This window comes from Flavobacterium sp. LHD-85, from assembly GCF_030929595.1.
Lineage (GTDB): Bacteria > Bacteroidota > Bacteroidia > Flavobacteriales > Flavobacteriaceae > Flavobacterium.
Genome location: NZ_JAVFVR010000016.1, coordinates 130,819 through 147,278, shown reverse-complemented (window position 1 = coordinate 147,278; position 16,460 = coordinate 130,819). Strand labels below are relative to the sequence as shown.

The following is a 16,460-nucleotide window of genomic DNA, read 5'->3' as shown; positions in this document are numbered from 1 at the left end:
ATTGAAAGTTAAAACTAATTAGATTTTATATCTTTTTCTATCAGTTTCACTTAAGTAAATCTTTCTTAAACGTAAAGATTTTGGAGTAACTTCAACGTACTCATCTTTTTGGATGTACTCTAAAGCTTCTTCTAATGAGAATTTGATAGCTGGAATAATTCTAGCTTTATCATCAGCTCCAGAAGAACGTACGTTAGAAAGTTTTTTCGTTTTAGTAACGTTAACAGTCATATCATCGCTACGAGTATTTTCCCCAATTACCTGACCTTCATAGATGTCCTCGTTTGGATCAACGAAGAATTTACCACGATCTTGTAATTTATCAATAGAGTAAGGAATTGCTTTTCCATTTTCCATAGAGATTAATGAACCGTTGTTACGTCCAGGAATTTCTCCTTTGTATGGTTCGTACCCGATGAAACGGTGTGCCATGATAGCCTCACCAGCAGTAGCAGTAAGCAACTGATTTCTCAAACCAATGATTCCACGAGATGGAATGTTGAATTTAATAATCATACGCTCACCTTTACCTTCCATAGAAAGCATTTCTCCTTTACGGATTGTTACGAATTCAACCGCTCTACCAGAAAGGTTTTCTGGCAAGTCGATAGTTAACTCCTCAATTGGCTCACATTTAACACCATCAACTTCTTTGATGATAACTTGTGGCTGACCAATTTGAAGCTCGTATCCTTCTCTTCTCATTGTTTCAATAAGAACAGATAAGTGAAGTACACCACGACCAAAAACCATGAATTTATCAGCAGAATCAGTTTCTCCAACTTTCATCGCTAAGTTTTTCTCCAACTCTTTTGTCAATCTTTCGCGGATGTGTCTAGAAGTAACAAATTTACCTTCTTTACCAAAGAAAGGAGAATCGTTAATTGTAAACAACATACTCATTGTTGGCTCGTCGATAGCAATAGTTTGTAAAGCTTCTGGATTTTCAAAATCAGCGATAGTATCACCAATTTCAAAACCTTCAATACCTACAACAGCACAAATATCTCCAGCAACAACTTCTTCTACTTTTCTACGGCCTAAACCTTCAAAAGTGTGTAATTCTTTAATTCTAGATTTGATGATTTTACCATCTCTTTTTACTAAAGAAATTGGCATTCCTTCTTTCAAAGTTCCTCTTTCAAGACGTCCGATAGCGATACGACCTGTAAATGAAGAGAAATCTAAAGATGTAATCAACATTTGAGGAGTTCCTTCAGAAACTTTAGGAGCAGGAACATTCGCGATAACCATGTCTAATAATGGTTCAATGTTTTCTGTTTGATTTTTCCAATCATCAGACATCCAGTTGTTTTTAGCAGAACCGTAAACAGCTGGGAAATCTAACTGCTCTTCAGTAGCTCCTAATTCGAACATAAGGTCAAAAACTTTTTCGTGAACTTCTTCAGGAGTACAGTTTTCTTTATCTACTTTATTGATAACCACGCAAGGTTTCAATCCTAAATCGATCGCTTTTTGCAAAACAAAACGAGTTTGTGGCATTGGTCCTTCAAAAGCATCAACTAGCAAACATACACCATCGGCCATGTTCAATACACGTTCAACTTCACCTCCAAAATCGGCGTGACCAGGAGTATCGATAATATTGATTTTTGTTCCTTTATATTGAACAGATACGTTCTTAGAAGTAATTGTAATACCTCTCTCACGCTCTAAATCATTATTATCTAAGATTAAATCACCTGTGTTTTCGTTCTCACGAAATAACTGACAGTGATACATAATTTTATCAACCAAAGTTGTTTTACCGTGATCGACGTGGGCAATAATTGCAATGTTTCTAATAGATTCCATCTGTGATTTTTAATGGGCGCAAAGGTACACTTTATTTTGTAAAAAAAAACGTTTCTATCATAGTTTGCGTATATACAATCAATTAGTTAATACAAAACATCTAAATATCGGTTTCAAAATGACATTAACATACGTTTAGTTATTGTTAAATTAACTATATTTGAACTGATGAAAAGTAAAACTCTCCAAATTACTCTTATTTATACCATCATCTCGATAATTATGGCGGCCTTATGTCATAAATTACTCACAACCTACTTTTCTTCATCAGAATATCTATATATAGCTTTAATAAAAGATATTGTATTTATTCTAATTACTGGATTAGTTTTCAGATTTATACTTTCAAAAAACGAAAAAAGAAACATAACCATCTTTGAAAAGCTAAACAAAACCAACGAAGAAATAAAAGAATCAAATGAGAAATATGACATTGTAGCAAAAGCGACTAGCGATACGATCTGGGACTGGAAAATTCAAGAGGATAGCATTAATTGGAACAAAGGAATTGAAGGTGTTTTTGGTTATGACCCGAAAGAAGTGGGTAAAACTTCTAAATGGTGGTTTGACAAAATTCACCCTGAAGACAGCATCCGAATGTCAATAAAACTATATTCTTTTATAGAACAAAAAACAGAAAAATGGCAAGACCAATACCGTTTCAGATGTGCAGACGGGTCTTATAAATATGTATTAGATCGAGGGTTTTTATTAAAAGATGAGACTGGAAGAGCCATCAGAATGATTGGTGCTATTCAAGACATTACAAAACAAAAAGAAGAAGAACAAAGATTAAAACTTTTAGAAACCGTAATTACACAATCTAAAGATTCCATTTTAATTACCGAGGCAAATTCTTCAGAAAGAAGAATACCAAAAATAGTTTACGTCAACCCTGCATTTTCACAAATGTCGGGTTATCAGTCAAATGAAATCATTGGAAAATCGCCAAACATTTTCAAGGGACCTAAATCGGATTCAGACGAATTAAAAAAACTTTTAAGAGCCATAAAAAACGAAGAAGAATGCTTAATTGAAACCATTACTTACACTAAAAACAAAGAAGAATATTGGGTACGTTTTTCCATGATACCTATCTTTAATAATGAAGGAGTAATTTCGCACTGGATTTCGATACAGAGGGATATTACAGATGAGAAAAAACTTGAAACAGAAAAAGAACATCTTATCCGAGAATTAACGCAAAACAATAAAGATTTAAAACAATTCTCTTATATCACCTCACACAATCTTAGAGCGCCACTTTCTAATTTGATTGGGCTTTTAAATTTAATAGAAGACATTCCTATAGAAAATGAAGAGCTAGAAGAAATATTAGCCGGATTTACAAAATCGACACATTTGCTAAATGAAACCATCAATGATTTAGTTAAAGTCATTATTATTAAAGACAACCCTTCGATGCAAAAGGAAGAAGTATCGTTAAAAGAAGTTTTTGAGAACGTATTTAGCCAGCTTTCTTTTCAAATTGAATTACACAAACCAATAATCAAACTAAAATTTGACAAAGTCCCTGAACTTATTACCAACAAAGCCTACATCGAAAGTATTCTATTAAATCTGCTTACTAATTCTATAAAGTATAAATCGGAAAACAGAAAACTAAAAATATCTATAACAGCAGAACAAATAGAACAAAGAACAATCTTAACCTTTAAAGACAACGGAATCGGAATTGACTTAGAAAGAAATCGCGATAAAGTATTTGGACTTTATCAAAGATTTCACAATTATCCCGACAGCAAAGGATTAGGATTATACCTTGTAAAATCGCAGGTCGAAACAATGGGAGGAACAATCTCTATTGATAGTGAAGTCAATAAAGGAACTACATTTACAATAACATTTAAAAATTAATTATTATGCTTGAGCAGATTTTATGCATCGATGATGATCCTATCACATTGATGCTATGCAAAAAGGTAATTTCAAAATCTTCGTTTTCACATGAAGTTATTACAGCTCAAAACGGCGAAGAAGCTCTTCATCATTTCAATGTTCTAAAATACACCAATGATAAGGCTAAAAAAAGGCCTGAATTAATTTTTTTAGATTTAAATATGCCAATTATGGGAGGATGGGAATTTTTAGATCATTTCACTTCTCCAGATTACAGAGAGTTCAACACTGTCCCAGTTATCGTATTATCTTCAACTATTGACCCCGAGGATCTTGCCAAAGCAAAAAAATATCCCATTATAATAGATTTTCTTTCTAAACCCATTACACAGCCAATGCTGGAATATCTTAAGAAGAAAATTGATTTATAAAATATAAAATTCCAAAACCCTTCAACACAAAAAAATTAAAATTCCAAATTCCAATATTTATAAAGATTGGAATTTGGAATTTATTTTTTTTTTATTGGAATTTTACTTCGAGTTAAAACAAAAAAAGTCCTCTAAAAGAGGACTTTTTATATCTTTAATAAATTGTTTTAATTACAATTTAGCAACGTGTTTCGTTAATTTAGACTTCAAGTTAGAAGCTTTATTATCGTGAATGATGTTCTTTTTAGCTAATTTATCAATCATAGAGATTACAGTTGATAATTTTGCAGTAGCATCAGCTTTATCAGTAGCCAATCTTAACGCTTTAATAGCATTACGAGTAGTTTTATGCTGATATCTGTTAAGAACTCTTCTTTTTTCGTTACTTCTGATTCTTTTTAATGCTGACTTATGATTTGCCATTTCTTTTAATTTTAGATGTAATAATTATTATAAATACTAGTTAAAAAAGAAAAACCTCCCACAATTACTATGCAATCACTTTGGTTTTAACTAATAAAACAAAAACCGAGACACCAATTTTTGTTTTACAAAACTTATTTACAACTAATTTGTAGTCCGTAGGGGAATCGAACCCCTGTTACCAGGATGAAAACCTGGCGTCCTAACCCCTAGACGAACGGACCAATATTCTCCTAAGTTGGAAACTTTTCAATATGTAATATAACTTGTAGTCCGTGGGGGAATCGAACCCCCCTTACCAGGATGAAAACCTGGCGTCCTAACCGATAGACGAACGGACCGTGCTTCTGTATTGCGGATGCAAAGATACATCTATTTTTTATTTGCGCAACACCTAATGCAAAAAAATATATATTTTTTTAATATGCCTTAGCAAAAAGCACTCTTTTAGACGATGGTTTCCCAGTAAACACGCAGGTTCCCGCCTCTTCAACAGCGTCCAAAGGGATGCAACGAATTGTCGCTTTTGTCAATTCTTTTATCTTCTCTTCTGTCTCAGCAGTTCCATCCCAATGAGCAGATAAAAAGCCTCCTTTTCCTTCTAAAACTTCTTTAAATTCCTCAAAACTATTTACTTCCGTAATATGAGTATTACGATAATCTAATGCTTTTGTAAATAAGTCCGTTTGAATCTGCTCTAAAAGATCATTTACATGCTCAACGATTTTTTCGCTAGCAACAACCTCTTTTGTCAAATTATCACGTCTTGCAACCTCAAAAGTTCCGTTTTCTAAATCTTTCGGACCAACTGCAATTCTAACAGGCACTCCTTTCAATTCCCATTCTGCAAATTTAAATCCTGGTTTTTGAGTTGTTCTATCATCAAATTTAACTGTGATTTTTAATTTTCTCAATTTAGCTGTCAAATCTTTAACTGCTTCTGTAATTTGAGCCAATTGTTCATCAGTCTTATATATAGGTACAATAACTACTTGAATTGGAGCCAAATTTGGAGGCAGCACCAATCCTTGATCATCAGAATGCGTCATAATTAGCGCCCCCATCAAACGAGTAGATACTCCCCAAGAAGTTCCCCAAACATGTTCCTGTTTTCCTTCGGCATTAGCGAACTTAACGTCAAATGCTTTTGCAAAGTTTTGACCCAAGAAGTGAGATGTCCCTGCTTGCAATGCTTTTCCGTCTTGCATTAATGCCTCGATACAATATGTTTCATCTGCACCAGCAAAACGTTCCGTTTCGGTTTTAAAACCTTTAACAACTGGAATTGCCATAAAGTTTTCAGCAAATTCAGCATAAACATTCATCATTTTTTCTGATTCTTCCAGTGCTTCTTCTTTTGTAGCATGAGCAGTATGCCCTTCTTGCCATAAAAACTCAGCAGTTCTCAAAAACAAGCGCGTACGCATTTCCCAACGAACCACATTGGCCCACTGATTAATCAATAAAGGCAAATCTCTATAAGATTGCACCCATCCTTTATATGTAGACCAAATAATTGCTTCACTTGTTGGACGAACAATAAGCTCCTCCTCCAATCTTGCATTTGGATCAACCATTAATTTTCCTGGTCTTTCCTCGTCATTTTTTAATCTATAATGCGTTACAACCGCGCATTCTTTTGCAAATCCCTCAGCATTCTTTTCCTCCGCCTCAAACATGCTTTTCGGCACAAACAAAGGGAAATACGCATTTTGATGTCCAGTTTCTTTGAACATACGATCTAACTCAGCTTGCATTTTTTCCCAAATAGCATATCCGTATGGTTTTATTACCATACATCCTCTAACTCCTGAATTTTCAGCTAGATCTGCCTTTACAACCAGTTCGTTATACCATTTCGAATAATCTTCTGATCTTGTAGTGAGGTTCTTACTCATATTATATATTTTGGCACAAATTTTGTTTTAAACAATTTTAACTAAATAGTTTGACAAAACTAACTAATTTTGTAATGTGCAACAATAAAAAACACCACAGATATGAAAACTTACCTTTCACTCCGCCAAAACTCTAATCATTTTTACTTAATTGGATTACTGAGTTTATTGCTAGCATCGTGTGGTTCTTACCAAAACTCCTCTTATTACGATAATGATGGTGTTTATGGTGGCTCATCTGTAAAATATGCGCAAACTACTGGTACAAACAACCAATACAAAGAATATTTCAGATCACTGCAAGATGACAATCAGTCAACTGAAATTTTCACTGATGTTGACAATTATACTAATTATTCAGATAGCACTCAAACCGCTTCAACAGGTTATCCAGCTTGGGGAAGCAGCAGTTCTGATGTATCTGTAAGCTTCTACACTACCCCAACATGGTCATTCGGATTTGGATGGGGATACCCTTATTACGGCTATGGCTATTACGGATGGGGCTACCCTTACTACGGATGGGGATATCCAGGATGGGGCTACCCTGGATGGGGCTACCCAGGATGGGGATATCCATATTATGGATATGGCTACAACTATTCTTATAACTATGGAAGAAGAGGATCTGCAGCTTATTACGGAGACAGAAACTATGCTTACAACAGAAATTACAGCACCAATAGAGGATACACAACCAATAGAAACTACACCACTAATAGAGGATACACTACTAATAGGGGAGATTACACAACAAACAGAAATTACACCACAAATAGATCTAACAGCTACTCTGATTTTAGAAGAACTTCTACTTTAAACAGAGGAACCACTAGTCCTACATTTACAAATCGAGGAAATTACAACAACGGCTCTAATTACAACTATAGCAACAGAAGATCTTATAATAATAGCGGAAATACCACAACAAACAGAAGCTACACGCCTAACTACAACAATGGCTCTTCTAGAAGCTATACACCAAGCAACAGCAGCTCATCAAGAAGCTACTCTCCTAGCATGGGAGGCGGAGGCGGCTCTAGATCATACAGCGGCGGTGGCGGCGGTGGCGGAATGAGATCTGGTGGCGGTGGCGGAGGAAGAAGATAACCTTTCTTCAGCACACTTAAATTCGAACTAAAACTTATCAAAATGAAAAAAATACTTTTCCTATTAATAACAGGACTAACTGTCAGCGCGTCATATTCTCAAGAAGTCTCAGATGCTTTACGTTATTCTCAAGAAAACCTTACCGGAACTGCACGCTATAGAGCCATGAGTGGTGCTTTTGGAGCTGTTGGAGGAGACATCTCTGCTTTAAGCGTTAACCCTGCCGGATCAGCGATTTTTAACAGCAATCAAGTTGGAGTAACCTTTAGCAATCAGAACATTAAAAACAATTCTAATTACAACGGAACTCAAACATCAGACAAAGAAAACTCTTTTATCTTAAATCAAGCTGGAGGTGTTTTTGTATTTAAAAATCACAACCCTAATGTAGGTTGGAATAAAATTTCAATTGGTGCAACTTATGAGAACACCAATAATTTCAACAATGAAGTTTTCTCGGCAGGAACAAACCTTAACCATTCGGTTGACGCGTATTTTTTAGATTATGGAAACTATAGCAATGGAGGAGCACCAGTTCCACATCAACTTGTCAATACTCTACCCAACGAAACTATAACCGACTTATATCAGCATCTAGGGTCTAATTTCCCAAATGCACAATATCCAAACCTAAGTGGTTTTTCAGCTCAACAAGCTTTATTAGGATATCAAGGATATATTATGAATATTGATGATGTTAATAATCCTAATAGCACTTATTCAACAAATGTCCCAAAAGGCCAAAATACAAACTATTACCAAACTAACGATATTTACTCAAGAGGCTATAATAGTAAAGTAAGCTTCAATATCGCTACATCTTATAAAGATCGACTATATTTAGGAGCAAATTTAAATGTTCATGTCACAGATTATAGGAGATCAACAAGTTTTTACGAAACCAACAATGGTGTGCTCACATCAAACGAAACAATATCAAGCATAAGATTCAATAATGATTTATATACTTATGGAAATGGTTTTTCTTTCCAACTTGGAGCAATCGGAAAAGTAACTGACAATTTTAGACTGGGTGTAGCATACGAATCTAACACTTGGTATGAATTGTACGATGAGCTTTCACAAAGCCTATACACAACGAGACAAGCTGCAGGCGGACCAATTGTCAATGCTAATGTAGCCCCTAATGTAGTAAACGTATATGAATCTTATACTTTACAAACACCTGATAGATGGACTTTTAGTGCTGCATATATTTTTGGAAAATCAGGATTATTAAGTATTGATTATGGCATAAGAAATTACGGAAACGCTAAATTCAAACCAAGCAATGCGGGCTTTGGCGGCATTAACAATGAAATAGATAACACTCTAACTAGCACTGGAGAGCTTCGTATAGGTGCTGAATACAAAATCAAACAATTAAGCTTAAGAGGCGGATACCGTTATGAAGGAAGTCCTTATAAAAACGGAATTACAGTTGGAGAATTAAACAGCTATTCTGCTGGTTTGGGTTATAATTTTGGATCTACAAAATTAGACCTAGCTTACTCTTATTTAGAAAGAGATTCAAATCAAGGTTTCTTTACAAGAGGATTCACTGACGGAGCTAACATTACTTCGAAATTAAACAATGTTACTATGACTTTATTATTTGAATTGTAATTAGAAATCAAAATAGATGATTGAAATTTCCGTCAGGTTTTTCCTTGACGGATTTTTTTTATCCTTTTAAAAAAACACTTGTTTTTAAATCCAACTCGAAAAACACAAGTAACCAAACCAGTTAACTTCATAAAAAACAGCTAAAACAAACTGCAAACTAGCGTAGTTTGAATAAAAAAAGTGTAATTTTGCACTCCAATTTATAAAAGTATGAGAACCAAGTCTTTAAAAAAGAACAAAATTAACGTAATCACTCTTGGGTGTTCAAAAAATGTTTATGATAGTGAAGTCCTAATGGGACAGCTTCGCGCGAATGGAAAAGAGGTTGAACATGAAGCTCCTGCAGAAAAAGAAGGAAACATTATTGTAATTAATACTTGCGGATTTATTGATAATGCAAAAGCAGAATCGGTAAATATGATTTTGGAATATGCAGACAAAAAAGACAAAGGACTTGTTGACAAAGTTTTTGTAACAGGATGTTTGTCTGAGCGCTACAGACCAGACTTAGAAAAAGAAATTCCGAACGTTGACCAATACTTTGGAACTACAGAACTACCTCAGCTATTAAAAGCTCTTGGAGCCGACTACAAACACGAATTACTTGGAGAACGTTTAACTACAACTCCAAAAAATTATGCGTATTTGAAAATTGCCGAAGGATGCGATAGACCTTGCAGTTTTTGCGCTATCCCGCTAATGAGAGGTTCTCACGTTTCTCAACCAATTGAAAAATTGGTTAAAGAAGCTGAAGGATTAGCTAAAAACGGAGTTAAAGAATTAATCTTAATTGCTCAAGACTTAACTTATTACGGTCTTGATCTTTATAAAAAGAGAAATCTTGCCGAACTACTTGAAGCTTTGGTAAAAGTAGACGGAATTGAATGGATTCGTTTACACTACGCCTTCCCTACTGGCTTCCCTATGGATGTTTTGGAAGTAATGAAACGTGAACCTAAAATCTGTAACTATATTGATATCCCGTTGCAACACATTTCAGATTCAATTTTGAAATCAATGCGTCGTGGCACAACTCAAGCAAAAACAACTCAGTTGTTAAAAGATTTCCGCGCAGCAGTTCCTGGAATGGCAATTAGAACTACTCTTATTGTAGGTTACCCAGGTGAAACTCAAGAAGATTTTGAAATTTTAAAAGATTTTGTTCAGGAAATGAAATTTGACAGAATGGGATGTTTTGCTTATTCCCACGAAGAAAATACTCATGCTTATTTATTAGAAGATGACGTTCCAGATGATGTAAAACAAGCGAGAGCAAACGAAATTATGGAATTGCAATCTCAAATTTCTTGGGATTTAAATCAGGAGAAAGTTGGCAAAGTATATAAATGCATTATTGACAGAAAAGAAGGCGCTCATTTTGTTGGCCGTACAGAATTTGACAGTCCAGATGTTGACAATGAAGTTCTAATCGATGCTTCTAAACATTATGTAAAAACAGGAGAATTTGTTAATATCAAGATAATTGAAGCAACAGAATTTGATTTATACGGGGAACCTGCTTAAATTTACGCTGAACAATTGTTAATCACAGATAAAAATACTTTTATGAAACCTTTTCAAACTTTATTTATTTTAGTTTTTGGCTTATTCACTTTTACTGTTTCTGCTCAATATGGAGGAGGATACAATAATGGCTACGGTAACGGTTATGGCAGTGGTTACGGAAGAGGAGGCGGAATGGGTATGGACAGAAGCATGATGGCTGGACAGCAACAGGGTTCTCAAAGCAAACCTAAAGAAACTCCACCTGAAGAAACTGCAGGAATTATTGTAGAACAAATGAAACCGCAAGTAAATCTTGATGAATTACAGGCAATTGCTATTACAAACGTTCTAGCCGATAGTATTCGAGAACAAGGAATTTTATTAAAAAACGAAAGCAGCAGTCAAGATCAAAAAATTGAGCAGATAAAAGCTTTACGCGAAAGTACTGATAAAAAAGTTACAGCCTTTTTAAATCCAGACCAAGTTGAAAAGTACAAAACATTCATGAATACTTTAAAAGAAGTAAAAAAGACCAAATCAAAAAAGAAAAAAGATAAAGATTCTAAAGAAGATTCAAAAGAAGTAAAAGAAACCCCAGATACGAAAATATCAGAATAATCGTTATTAACCTATAAAACAACGAATTATGACAAAAAAACATTTTTGTTATCTAATTTTAGCTGTTATTGTAAGTGCTTGTTCCACAAATCCGTACAAGAATACTGAAAAAGCTTATGATCAACAGCTGAAAAATTTGGAAAACCAGATTACAAGCAAAGAAGCCAAACCAATTCCAGCAGTTTCACCTGTTGTTATTGACACTTCATATGCGCAGCAGCTGAGAATTGTAAAAGATACTTTATCTAAAACAAATTCTACTTATTTACAAAACGGAATAAATACTGAATGGATTGGTACTGTAAATTTCAATTTAAGAAAACCAAGCTTTGTTATTATTCATCATACTGCTCAAGATTCTGTTCAGCAGACGATCAATACTTTTACAAAAACCAAGACTCAGGTAAGCGCCCATTATATCATTTCTGAAAACGGAAAAGTAGTGCAAATGCTTAATGACTACCTTAGAGCTTGGCATGCTGGAAATTCAACTTGGGGAAAAACAACCGATTTAAATTCTTGTTCAATAGGAATTGAATTGGACAATAACGGATTCAAGCCTTTTACGGAAGCACAAATCAGCAGTTTAGTCGCTTTATTAACTAAGCTAAAAAAAGATTACAATATTCCGACACAAAACTTTTTAGGCCACGCTGATATTGCCCCGGGAAGAAAACAAGACCCAAGTGCGTTGTTTCCATGGAAAACCTTAGCAGAAAAAGGATTCGGAATCTGGCAAGACGAAGTCTTAGAACCAGCTCCATTTGATTTTAAAATCGAACCTGCGCTAAGAATAATCGGTTACAACACCAAAAATCTAACCGCAGCGATTCAAGCATTTAAACTTCATTATATTCAAACCGATGCAACCTCTGTTTTAGATAGAAAAACAATTGACACTATTTATTCGATTTATAAAAAACAAGTCCAATAAACCCTCAATAATTAAATAAAAAAAGCGTTTCTGTAAAAAAACATAGAAACGCTTTTTTTTTTATCATGAAAGATTTCTTATTTTCGAACCCTACATCAAACGTTCCTACGGAACGTAGCGCGCGGCAATCAATTCAAATCTACCGACAAAACATTCCTACGGAATGAGTATCGCCTGTTCAACTTCAAACTTCAAACTTCAAACTTCAAACTTGAAACTTGAAACTTGAAACTTGAAACTTGAAACAAATAAAAAAGCTGCCAAAACATTAATATGTTTCGACAGCTCCAAAAAAAAAAAAAAAAAATATCAATCTTTATCTCTAGAAAGAGTATGTTGTTGCAATTAAGGCATAGAAACTTCCGCCTGTTGGCAATGCATCTTTATCTAAGAAAATATCTTCAGATGCCGCATCGTATCTTAGCTCAGGAATTATGGTTAGTTTCCCAACTTTGTAGTTTAAAGAAACTGTGTTAGCAAATACATTTGATCCTGACAAAGTTCCTAAACTTGGCGCTGCATCTTTAGCATCAAAATATTCCATTCTGTAAGCTAAAAGCAATGCTGGATTGAAAGTATAAGTAGCATATCCTACCAAAGAAAACCAGTCTCCATCTAAAGTGCTGTCAAAATCATTTGTTGTTTTAGCATAAGTTGCATTTAACCCAAGTGAAAAACTATCTGAAATTGTTTTTGAAGCTGTTAAATCAAACTGTGTTTTATTTTCGTCCGAAACTGGAATTGTGCTTCCTGGTATCGGGTTACTACTTCCTGTTGTAAAATTCAAATAAGCACTTCCTGTATCGCCTATATATCCTACTTGCCCTATGAACGTTTTTTGATAAGTCCCTGCATCCATAGCCGATTTAAAGTCAGTCGGGTTGGTTAATCCTAACATGGCTGTAAATTTACCAGAAGTATATTGCGCTTTAACCCCAGTATTAAAAAACGGTCCGTAAGAAAACGCATAAGACATACTGTAGTTTTTGTTATCTACTGCATCTAATAGTTCATAACCGATATGAGTTCCGAAACTACCTGCTACTACTTTAAATTCATCAGTCAAATTATATGTAAAAAATAATTGTTTAATCATAAATTTTGCACTTGCATCTTTATCTGGTGTTTCGTTATATGAAAATTCTGCTGCTCTTTTTCCGAAACCTAAGTCTACAAAAACTGAAGCTTTTCCAAAAGTATGACCCGCTTCGATCGACGCCATTCCTAATTCGAATGAATTCTGTGAGTTGGTAAAGCTCGTCAATCCATTCATTTGTTTTGAAAAATCATATTTATAGTACGCATCTGCAGAACCTCCCCATGTGGTTGCTGGGGGAGCTGCTGCTTCCTCTTCTTGGGCAAAGGCAAAAGAACTTGTTAACATCGCGGCTAAAATGTGAAATGCTTTTTTCATGTTTTAATTTGGTTTTTAGTTATTAATTGATTCTGGTTAGTTAATCTTTTATATATCTATTTAATAGTATAAGTCATTTCTAAAACCTTTCATGCGCCTTCAAATCATCATCATTTTCATTAGCGAATTTATTAACTTTTGTATGAGTAGAATAATCCAAAACTGCTTTTTTGACGTTTTAGATGAAGAATTATGGATTACAAAAATTAAATCGCCAATAATCGTGATTTGACATTTATCGATAATTGTTTTTGAAAATTCAATAACACATTTTAGAGTAACTTTTAAAATTTATCATAGGTCAAAGTAAAAAATACTACAAAAATTCAAAACAAAATATCTAAAAATAACTTTTAAAAGTAAACACCCCTATAAAAAATAGGGGGTATTTAAAAAATTAAAAAATAAGAACTCACAAACATCATTATAAAAACACAAACTAAAAATCATTTCAGGCCAAAGCAAATTCTTACAAAAATACATCCTCACAAAACACCTCACTATTAAGACAAGAAAGGCATTATCATCATATAAAAAAATCAAAAAAAAGCCTGTTCATTTAAATGAACAGGCTTTTATAAAAACGATCTAAAAAATTTATTCTTCTTTATTATACTTTCGCAAGTACTCGCGCACTTTAATTCCAGATTCTTTTAAATCCTCATCTTTCCACTTTCCATCAGATTTGGCAGATTTTTTTAAAATAGAACATGTTTCATCTTTATCGGATACCGACCAAGTAATCCAGCTTAGTTTTTTAGACTCCATCCAGTCTATATATTCTTGCCAAGCTTTATAATTGAGAGGTCCATCACCAGAGGCTTCCATTCCAGCCGATTCTGAAATAAAAACAGGTAAACCTCTCTTGATAGCCAAATCTGTTCTATCTCTCAATTCTTTACCATGAGTTGCAGCATAAAAATGCATGGTATACATTATATTAGTATAATCTCTTATCGGATCTTCGGCTGGAAGATCAATATCCTGATCCCAATGCGGACAGCCGACCAGAATAATATTATTAGGATCGTTTTCGCGAATTACTCGAATTACCTCTTCTGCGTAATTTTTTACTTCCCACCAAGTTTCATAATCTGGCTCATTAAATACTTCATATATAATATTAGGATACTTAGCATACTTTTTTGACATTTCTGCAAAAAAGGCTTTAGCTTCTTTCAGGTTTATATTATGGCTATGCCAATCTATAATTACATAGATATCAGACTTTATAGCCCCATTTATTACTGCTTCTATTTTCTCTTTAGAAAATTCTGGATCCTTTATATAGGAGTAATCACCTAGTTCAATTCCCATTGCGGCACGAACCACATTACAATTAAAATCCTTCTTTAACCAGCTTACTGCTTTTTCATTATAAAATCTCGGCCACATGCTATGCCAACCAAAACTTAATCCGCGAAGCACAATTGGATTATTATCTTTATCGACAAGCTGAGTCCCAAGAACACTTAGTTGTCCATGCTTTTTCACAAATTGTGCTTTTGAAACATTTACAAACAACAAAAGCAAAAAGGTAGCATACCAAAACTTTGATTTCATAATGTATTGATTTAAGGGATTAATTTTAAGGTAACAACATCATGCGAAGCTATTTCGGCCGTAAAAGCCTTTTTTGTAGTTCCAATTTCTTTGTTTTTCCAAAGGTCTTTTATTTTAAAAACGGTTTTACTAAAATCAGCTTCATAACCAAAATCCACATCTTTGATGTTATTTTTCTTCCAATCAAAATTAACTTTTTTTGAAGTTTCGGTTCTGTTTACAAAACTCACTGCCCAAGCTCCATCCGAAAGTGGTTTTACCCATACTTCTACTCCATCTAAAATAGCATATTTAAATCCTTGAATTCCAAGTTTATCTTGATTTACAGCCAAAAGTTCTTTATTGGTCAAAATTGCTAAAGTCTCTTTTGACATCTTTCTGTAATCATTTCCAGTAAAAAGTGGTGACGAAAGCATGCACCACATTGCAAAATGCGTTTTGTCTTCAGTATCATTCATTTCGTTCCCAACTTCCATCATATCAAAATCATTCCAATGATCTGGCCCCGAATATTTACGAATATCTTTTCTCATATCGGCGATTTTCATGAATCCCCAAGATGACCAATTTTCTGGATGCTTGAATTCGCAGTCAAAACATGGGTATATATCTCCAGATATTCTCCAAAGATTGCCAATTGGTTTTCCCCATTCCCACGGCTGATTATCTCCCCATTCGCAAAGACTAAAAACAATTGGCCTTCCAGCTGTTTTAATTGCATTACTCATTGTAGTGTAAGCTTCTTTTGCTGTAATTCCTTCTGTATTACACCAATCGTATTTTAAAAAATCAATTCCAAGTTTTGCATAAAATCTAGCATCTTGATATTCATAACCTCTTGTTCCAGGATAACCTGCACAGGTTTTGGTTCCTGCACAATTGTACAAGCCAAATTTTAAACCTTTACTGTGCACATAATCGATAAGCACTTTCATTCCGCTTGGAAATTTCTCAGGATCTGGCACTAAATCACCATTTACATCTCGCTCATGCGTCATCCAGCCATCATCTAAAACAATATAATTGTAGCCCGCGGCCGCCAACCCCGAAGAAACCATAATATCTGCGGTTTCTTTTACTAATTTTTCATCAATATTGGTTGCAAAAGTATTCCACGAATTCCAACCCATTGGAGGCGTCATTGCCAGACCTTCAAATTTTCCGCCTTGCTGTTTATGCGTATTGCCTTGACTGAAACCAAAACCGGTTATAATGAAAGCTAGTAGTAAAGCAATTTTTTTCATCTTTTTTAATTTAAAATA

The 16,460-nt window shown here is 34.3% G+C and carries 13 protein-coding genes and 2 tRNA genes; 7 read left to right on the top strand and 8 right to left on the bottom strand.

Translation table 11 applies throughout. From position 1 onward, the window contains the following. Positions 1-18 precede the first annotated feature (18 nt). Positions 19-1,815 carry a translational GTPase TypA gene (gene typA, locus RB618_RS20720; RefSeq protein WP_111378311.1) on the bottom strand — a complete coding sequence of 599 codons (1,797 nt, stop codon included), beginning with the start codon at positions 1,813-1,815 and terminating at the stop codon, positions 19-21. Between the two features lie 168 nt (positions 1,816-1,983). Between typA and RB618_RS20715 the strand changes: the two genes are divergently transcribed. Next, positions 1,984-3,693 (top strand): PAS domain-containing sensor histidine kinase, encoded by a 1,710-nt coding sequence (locus RB618_RS20715; RefSeq protein ID WP_308070535.1) that lies wholly within the window; start codon positions 1,984-1,986, stop codon positions 3,691-3,693. Between the two features lie 5 nt (positions 3,694-3,698). Further along, on the top strand, positions 3,699-4,106 hold the full coding sequence (locus tag RB618_RS20710) for a response regulator (protein ID WP_308070534.1): 408 nt from the start codon (positions 3,699-3,701) through the stop codon (positions 4,104-4,106). 171 nt (positions 4,107-4,277) lie between these two features. On the opposite strand, the gene rpsT is transcribed toward RB618_RS20710, so the two are convergent. From rpsT to proS, 4 genes are all read right to left on the bottom strand, one after another. Then, a complete protein-coding gene (gene rpsT, locus RB618_RS20705; RefSeq protein WP_073417115.1) occupies positions 4,278-4,529 on the bottom strand; it encodes a 30S ribosomal protein S20 in 252 nt (83 codons plus the stop codon). A gap of 152 nt (positions 4,530-4,681) precedes the next feature. Continuing rightward, positions 4,682-4,753 (bottom strand) — tRNA-Glu (locus RB618_RS20700). 45 nt (positions 4,754-4,798) lie between these two features. Next, positions 4,799-4,870, bottom strand: a tRNA-Glu gene (locus RB618_RS20695). A 78-nt stretch (positions 4,871-4,948) separates the two neighbouring features. Further along, positions 4,949-6,427 carry a proline--tRNA ligase gene (gene proS / locus RB618_RS20690; RefSeq protein ID WP_308070532.1) on the bottom strand — a complete coding sequence of 493 codons (1,479 nt, stop codon included), beginning with the start codon at positions 6,425-6,427 and terminating at the stop codon, positions 4,949-4,951. A 102-nt stretch (positions 6,428-6,529) separates the two neighbouring features. Here proS and RB618_RS20685 point away from each other — a divergent pair, with 102 nt between their 5' ends. From RB618_RS20685 to RB618_RS20665, 5 genes are all read left to right on the top strand, one after another. After that, a complete protein-coding gene (locus RB618_RS20685; RefSeq protein ID WP_308070531.1) occupies positions 6,530-7,537 on the top strand; it encodes a hypothetical protein in 1,008 nt (335 codons plus the stop codon). A gap of 42 nt (positions 7,538-7,579) precedes the next feature. Continuing rightward, positions 7,580-9,163 (top strand): outer membrane protein transport protein, encoded by a 1,584-nt coding sequence (locus RB618_RS20680; protein ID WP_308070530.1) that lies wholly within the window; start codon positions 7,580-7,582, stop codon positions 9,161-9,163. A gap of 210 nt (positions 9,164-9,373) precedes the next feature. Beyond that, positions 9,374-10,687: a 30S ribosomal protein S12 methylthiotransferase RimO gene (gene rimO / locus RB618_RS20675; RefSeq protein WP_308070529.1), complete on the top strand. Its 1,314-nt coding sequence runs from the start codon at positions 9,374-9,376 to the stop codon at positions 10,685-10,687. A 42-nt stretch (positions 10,688-10,729) separates the two neighbouring features. Next, the gene (locus tag RB618_RS20670) at positions 10,730-11,287 is read left to right on the top strand and encodes a hypothetical protein (RefSeq protein WP_308070528.1); all 558 of its coding nucleotides are present in this window, start codon (positions 10,730-10,732) and stop codon (positions 11,285-11,287) included. 28 nt (positions 11,288-11,315) lie between these two features. Further along, positions 11,316-12,221 carry an N-acetylmuramoyl-L-alanine amidase gene (locus RB618_RS20665; RefSeq protein ID WP_308070527.1) on the top strand — a complete coding sequence of 302 codons (906 nt, stop codon included), beginning with the start codon at positions 11,316-11,318 and terminating at the stop codon, positions 12,219-12,221. Positions 12,222-12,543: 322 nt separating this feature from the next. On the opposite strand, the gene RB618_RS20660 is transcribed toward RB618_RS20665, so the two are convergent. The 3 genes from RB618_RS20660 to RB618_RS20650 form a co-directional block, all read right to left on the bottom strand. Beyond that, on the bottom strand, positions 12,544-13,635 hold the full coding sequence (locus RB618_RS20660; protein ID WP_308070526.1) for an outer membrane beta-barrel protein: 1,092 nt from the start codon (positions 13,633-13,635) through the stop codon (positions 12,544-12,546). A 597-nt stretch (positions 13,636-14,232) separates the two neighbouring features. Then, positions 14,233-15,198 carry a glycoside hydrolase family 5 protein gene (locus RB618_RS20655; RefSeq protein WP_308070523.1) on the bottom strand — a complete coding sequence of 322 codons (966 nt, stop codon included), beginning with the start codon at positions 15,196-15,198 and terminating at the stop codon, positions 14,233-14,235. Between the two features lie 11 nt (positions 15,199-15,209). Continuing rightward, a complete protein-coding gene (locus RB618_RS20650) occupies positions 15,210-16,442 on the bottom strand; it encodes a glycoside hydrolase family 27 protein (RefSeq protein WP_308070521.1) in 1,233 nt (410 codons plus the stop codon). Positions 16,443-16,460: the final 18 nt, after the last annotated feature.

What these genes read in the sequence shown, in the direction of transcription:
- typA (WP_111378311.1), bottom strand. Translation starts at nt 1,815, where the DNA reads ATGGAATCTATTAGAAACATTGCAATTATTGCCCACGTCGATCACGGT.
- RB618_RS20715 (WP_308070535.1), top strand. Translation starts at nt 1,984, where the DNA reads ATGAAAAGTAAAACTCTCCAAATTACTCTTATTTATACCATCATCTCG.
- RB618_RS20710 (WP_308070534.1), top strand. Translation starts at nt 3,699, where the DNA reads ATGCTTGAGCAGATTTTATGCATCGATGATGATCCTATCACATTGATG.
- rpsT (WP_073417115.1), bottom strand. Translation starts at nt 4,529, where the DNA reads ATGGCAAATCATAAGTCAGCATTAAAAAGAATCAGAAGTAACGAAAAA.
- proS (WP_308070532.1), bottom strand. Translation starts at nt 6,427, where the DNA reads ATGAGTAAGAACCTCACTACAAGATCAGAAGATTATTCGAAATGGTAT.
- RB618_RS20685 (WP_308070531.1), top strand. Translation starts at nt 6,530, where the DNA reads ATGAAAACTTACCTTTCACTCCGCCAAAACTCTAATCATTTTTACTTA.
- RB618_RS20680 (WP_308070530.1), top strand. Translation starts at nt 7,580, where the DNA reads ATGAAAAAAATACTTTTCCTATTAATAACAGGACTAACTGTCAGCGCG.
- rimO (WP_308070529.1), top strand. Translation starts at nt 9,374, where the DNA reads ATGAGAACCAAGTCTTTAAAAAAGAACAAAATTAACGTAATCACTCTT.
- RB618_RS20670 (WP_308070528.1), top strand. Translation starts at nt 10,730, where the DNA reads ATGAAACCTTTTCAAACTTTATTTATTTTAGTTTTTGGCTTATTCACT.
- RB618_RS20665 (WP_308070527.1), top strand. Translation starts at nt 11,316, where the DNA reads ATGACAAAAAAACATTTTTGTTATCTAATTTTAGCTGTTATTGTAAGT.
- RB618_RS20660 (WP_308070526.1), bottom strand. Translation starts at nt 13,635, where the DNA reads ATGAAAAAAGCATTTCACATTTTAGCCGCGATGTTAACAAGTTCTTTT.
- RB618_RS20655 (WP_308070523.1), bottom strand. Translation starts at nt 15,198, where the DNA reads ATGAAATCAAAGTTTTGGTATGCTACCTTTTTGCTTTTGTTGTTTGTA.
- RB618_RS20650 (WP_308070521.1), bottom strand. Translation starts at nt 16,442, where the DNA reads ATGAAAAAAATTGCTTTACTACTAGCTTTCATTATAACCGGTTTTGGT.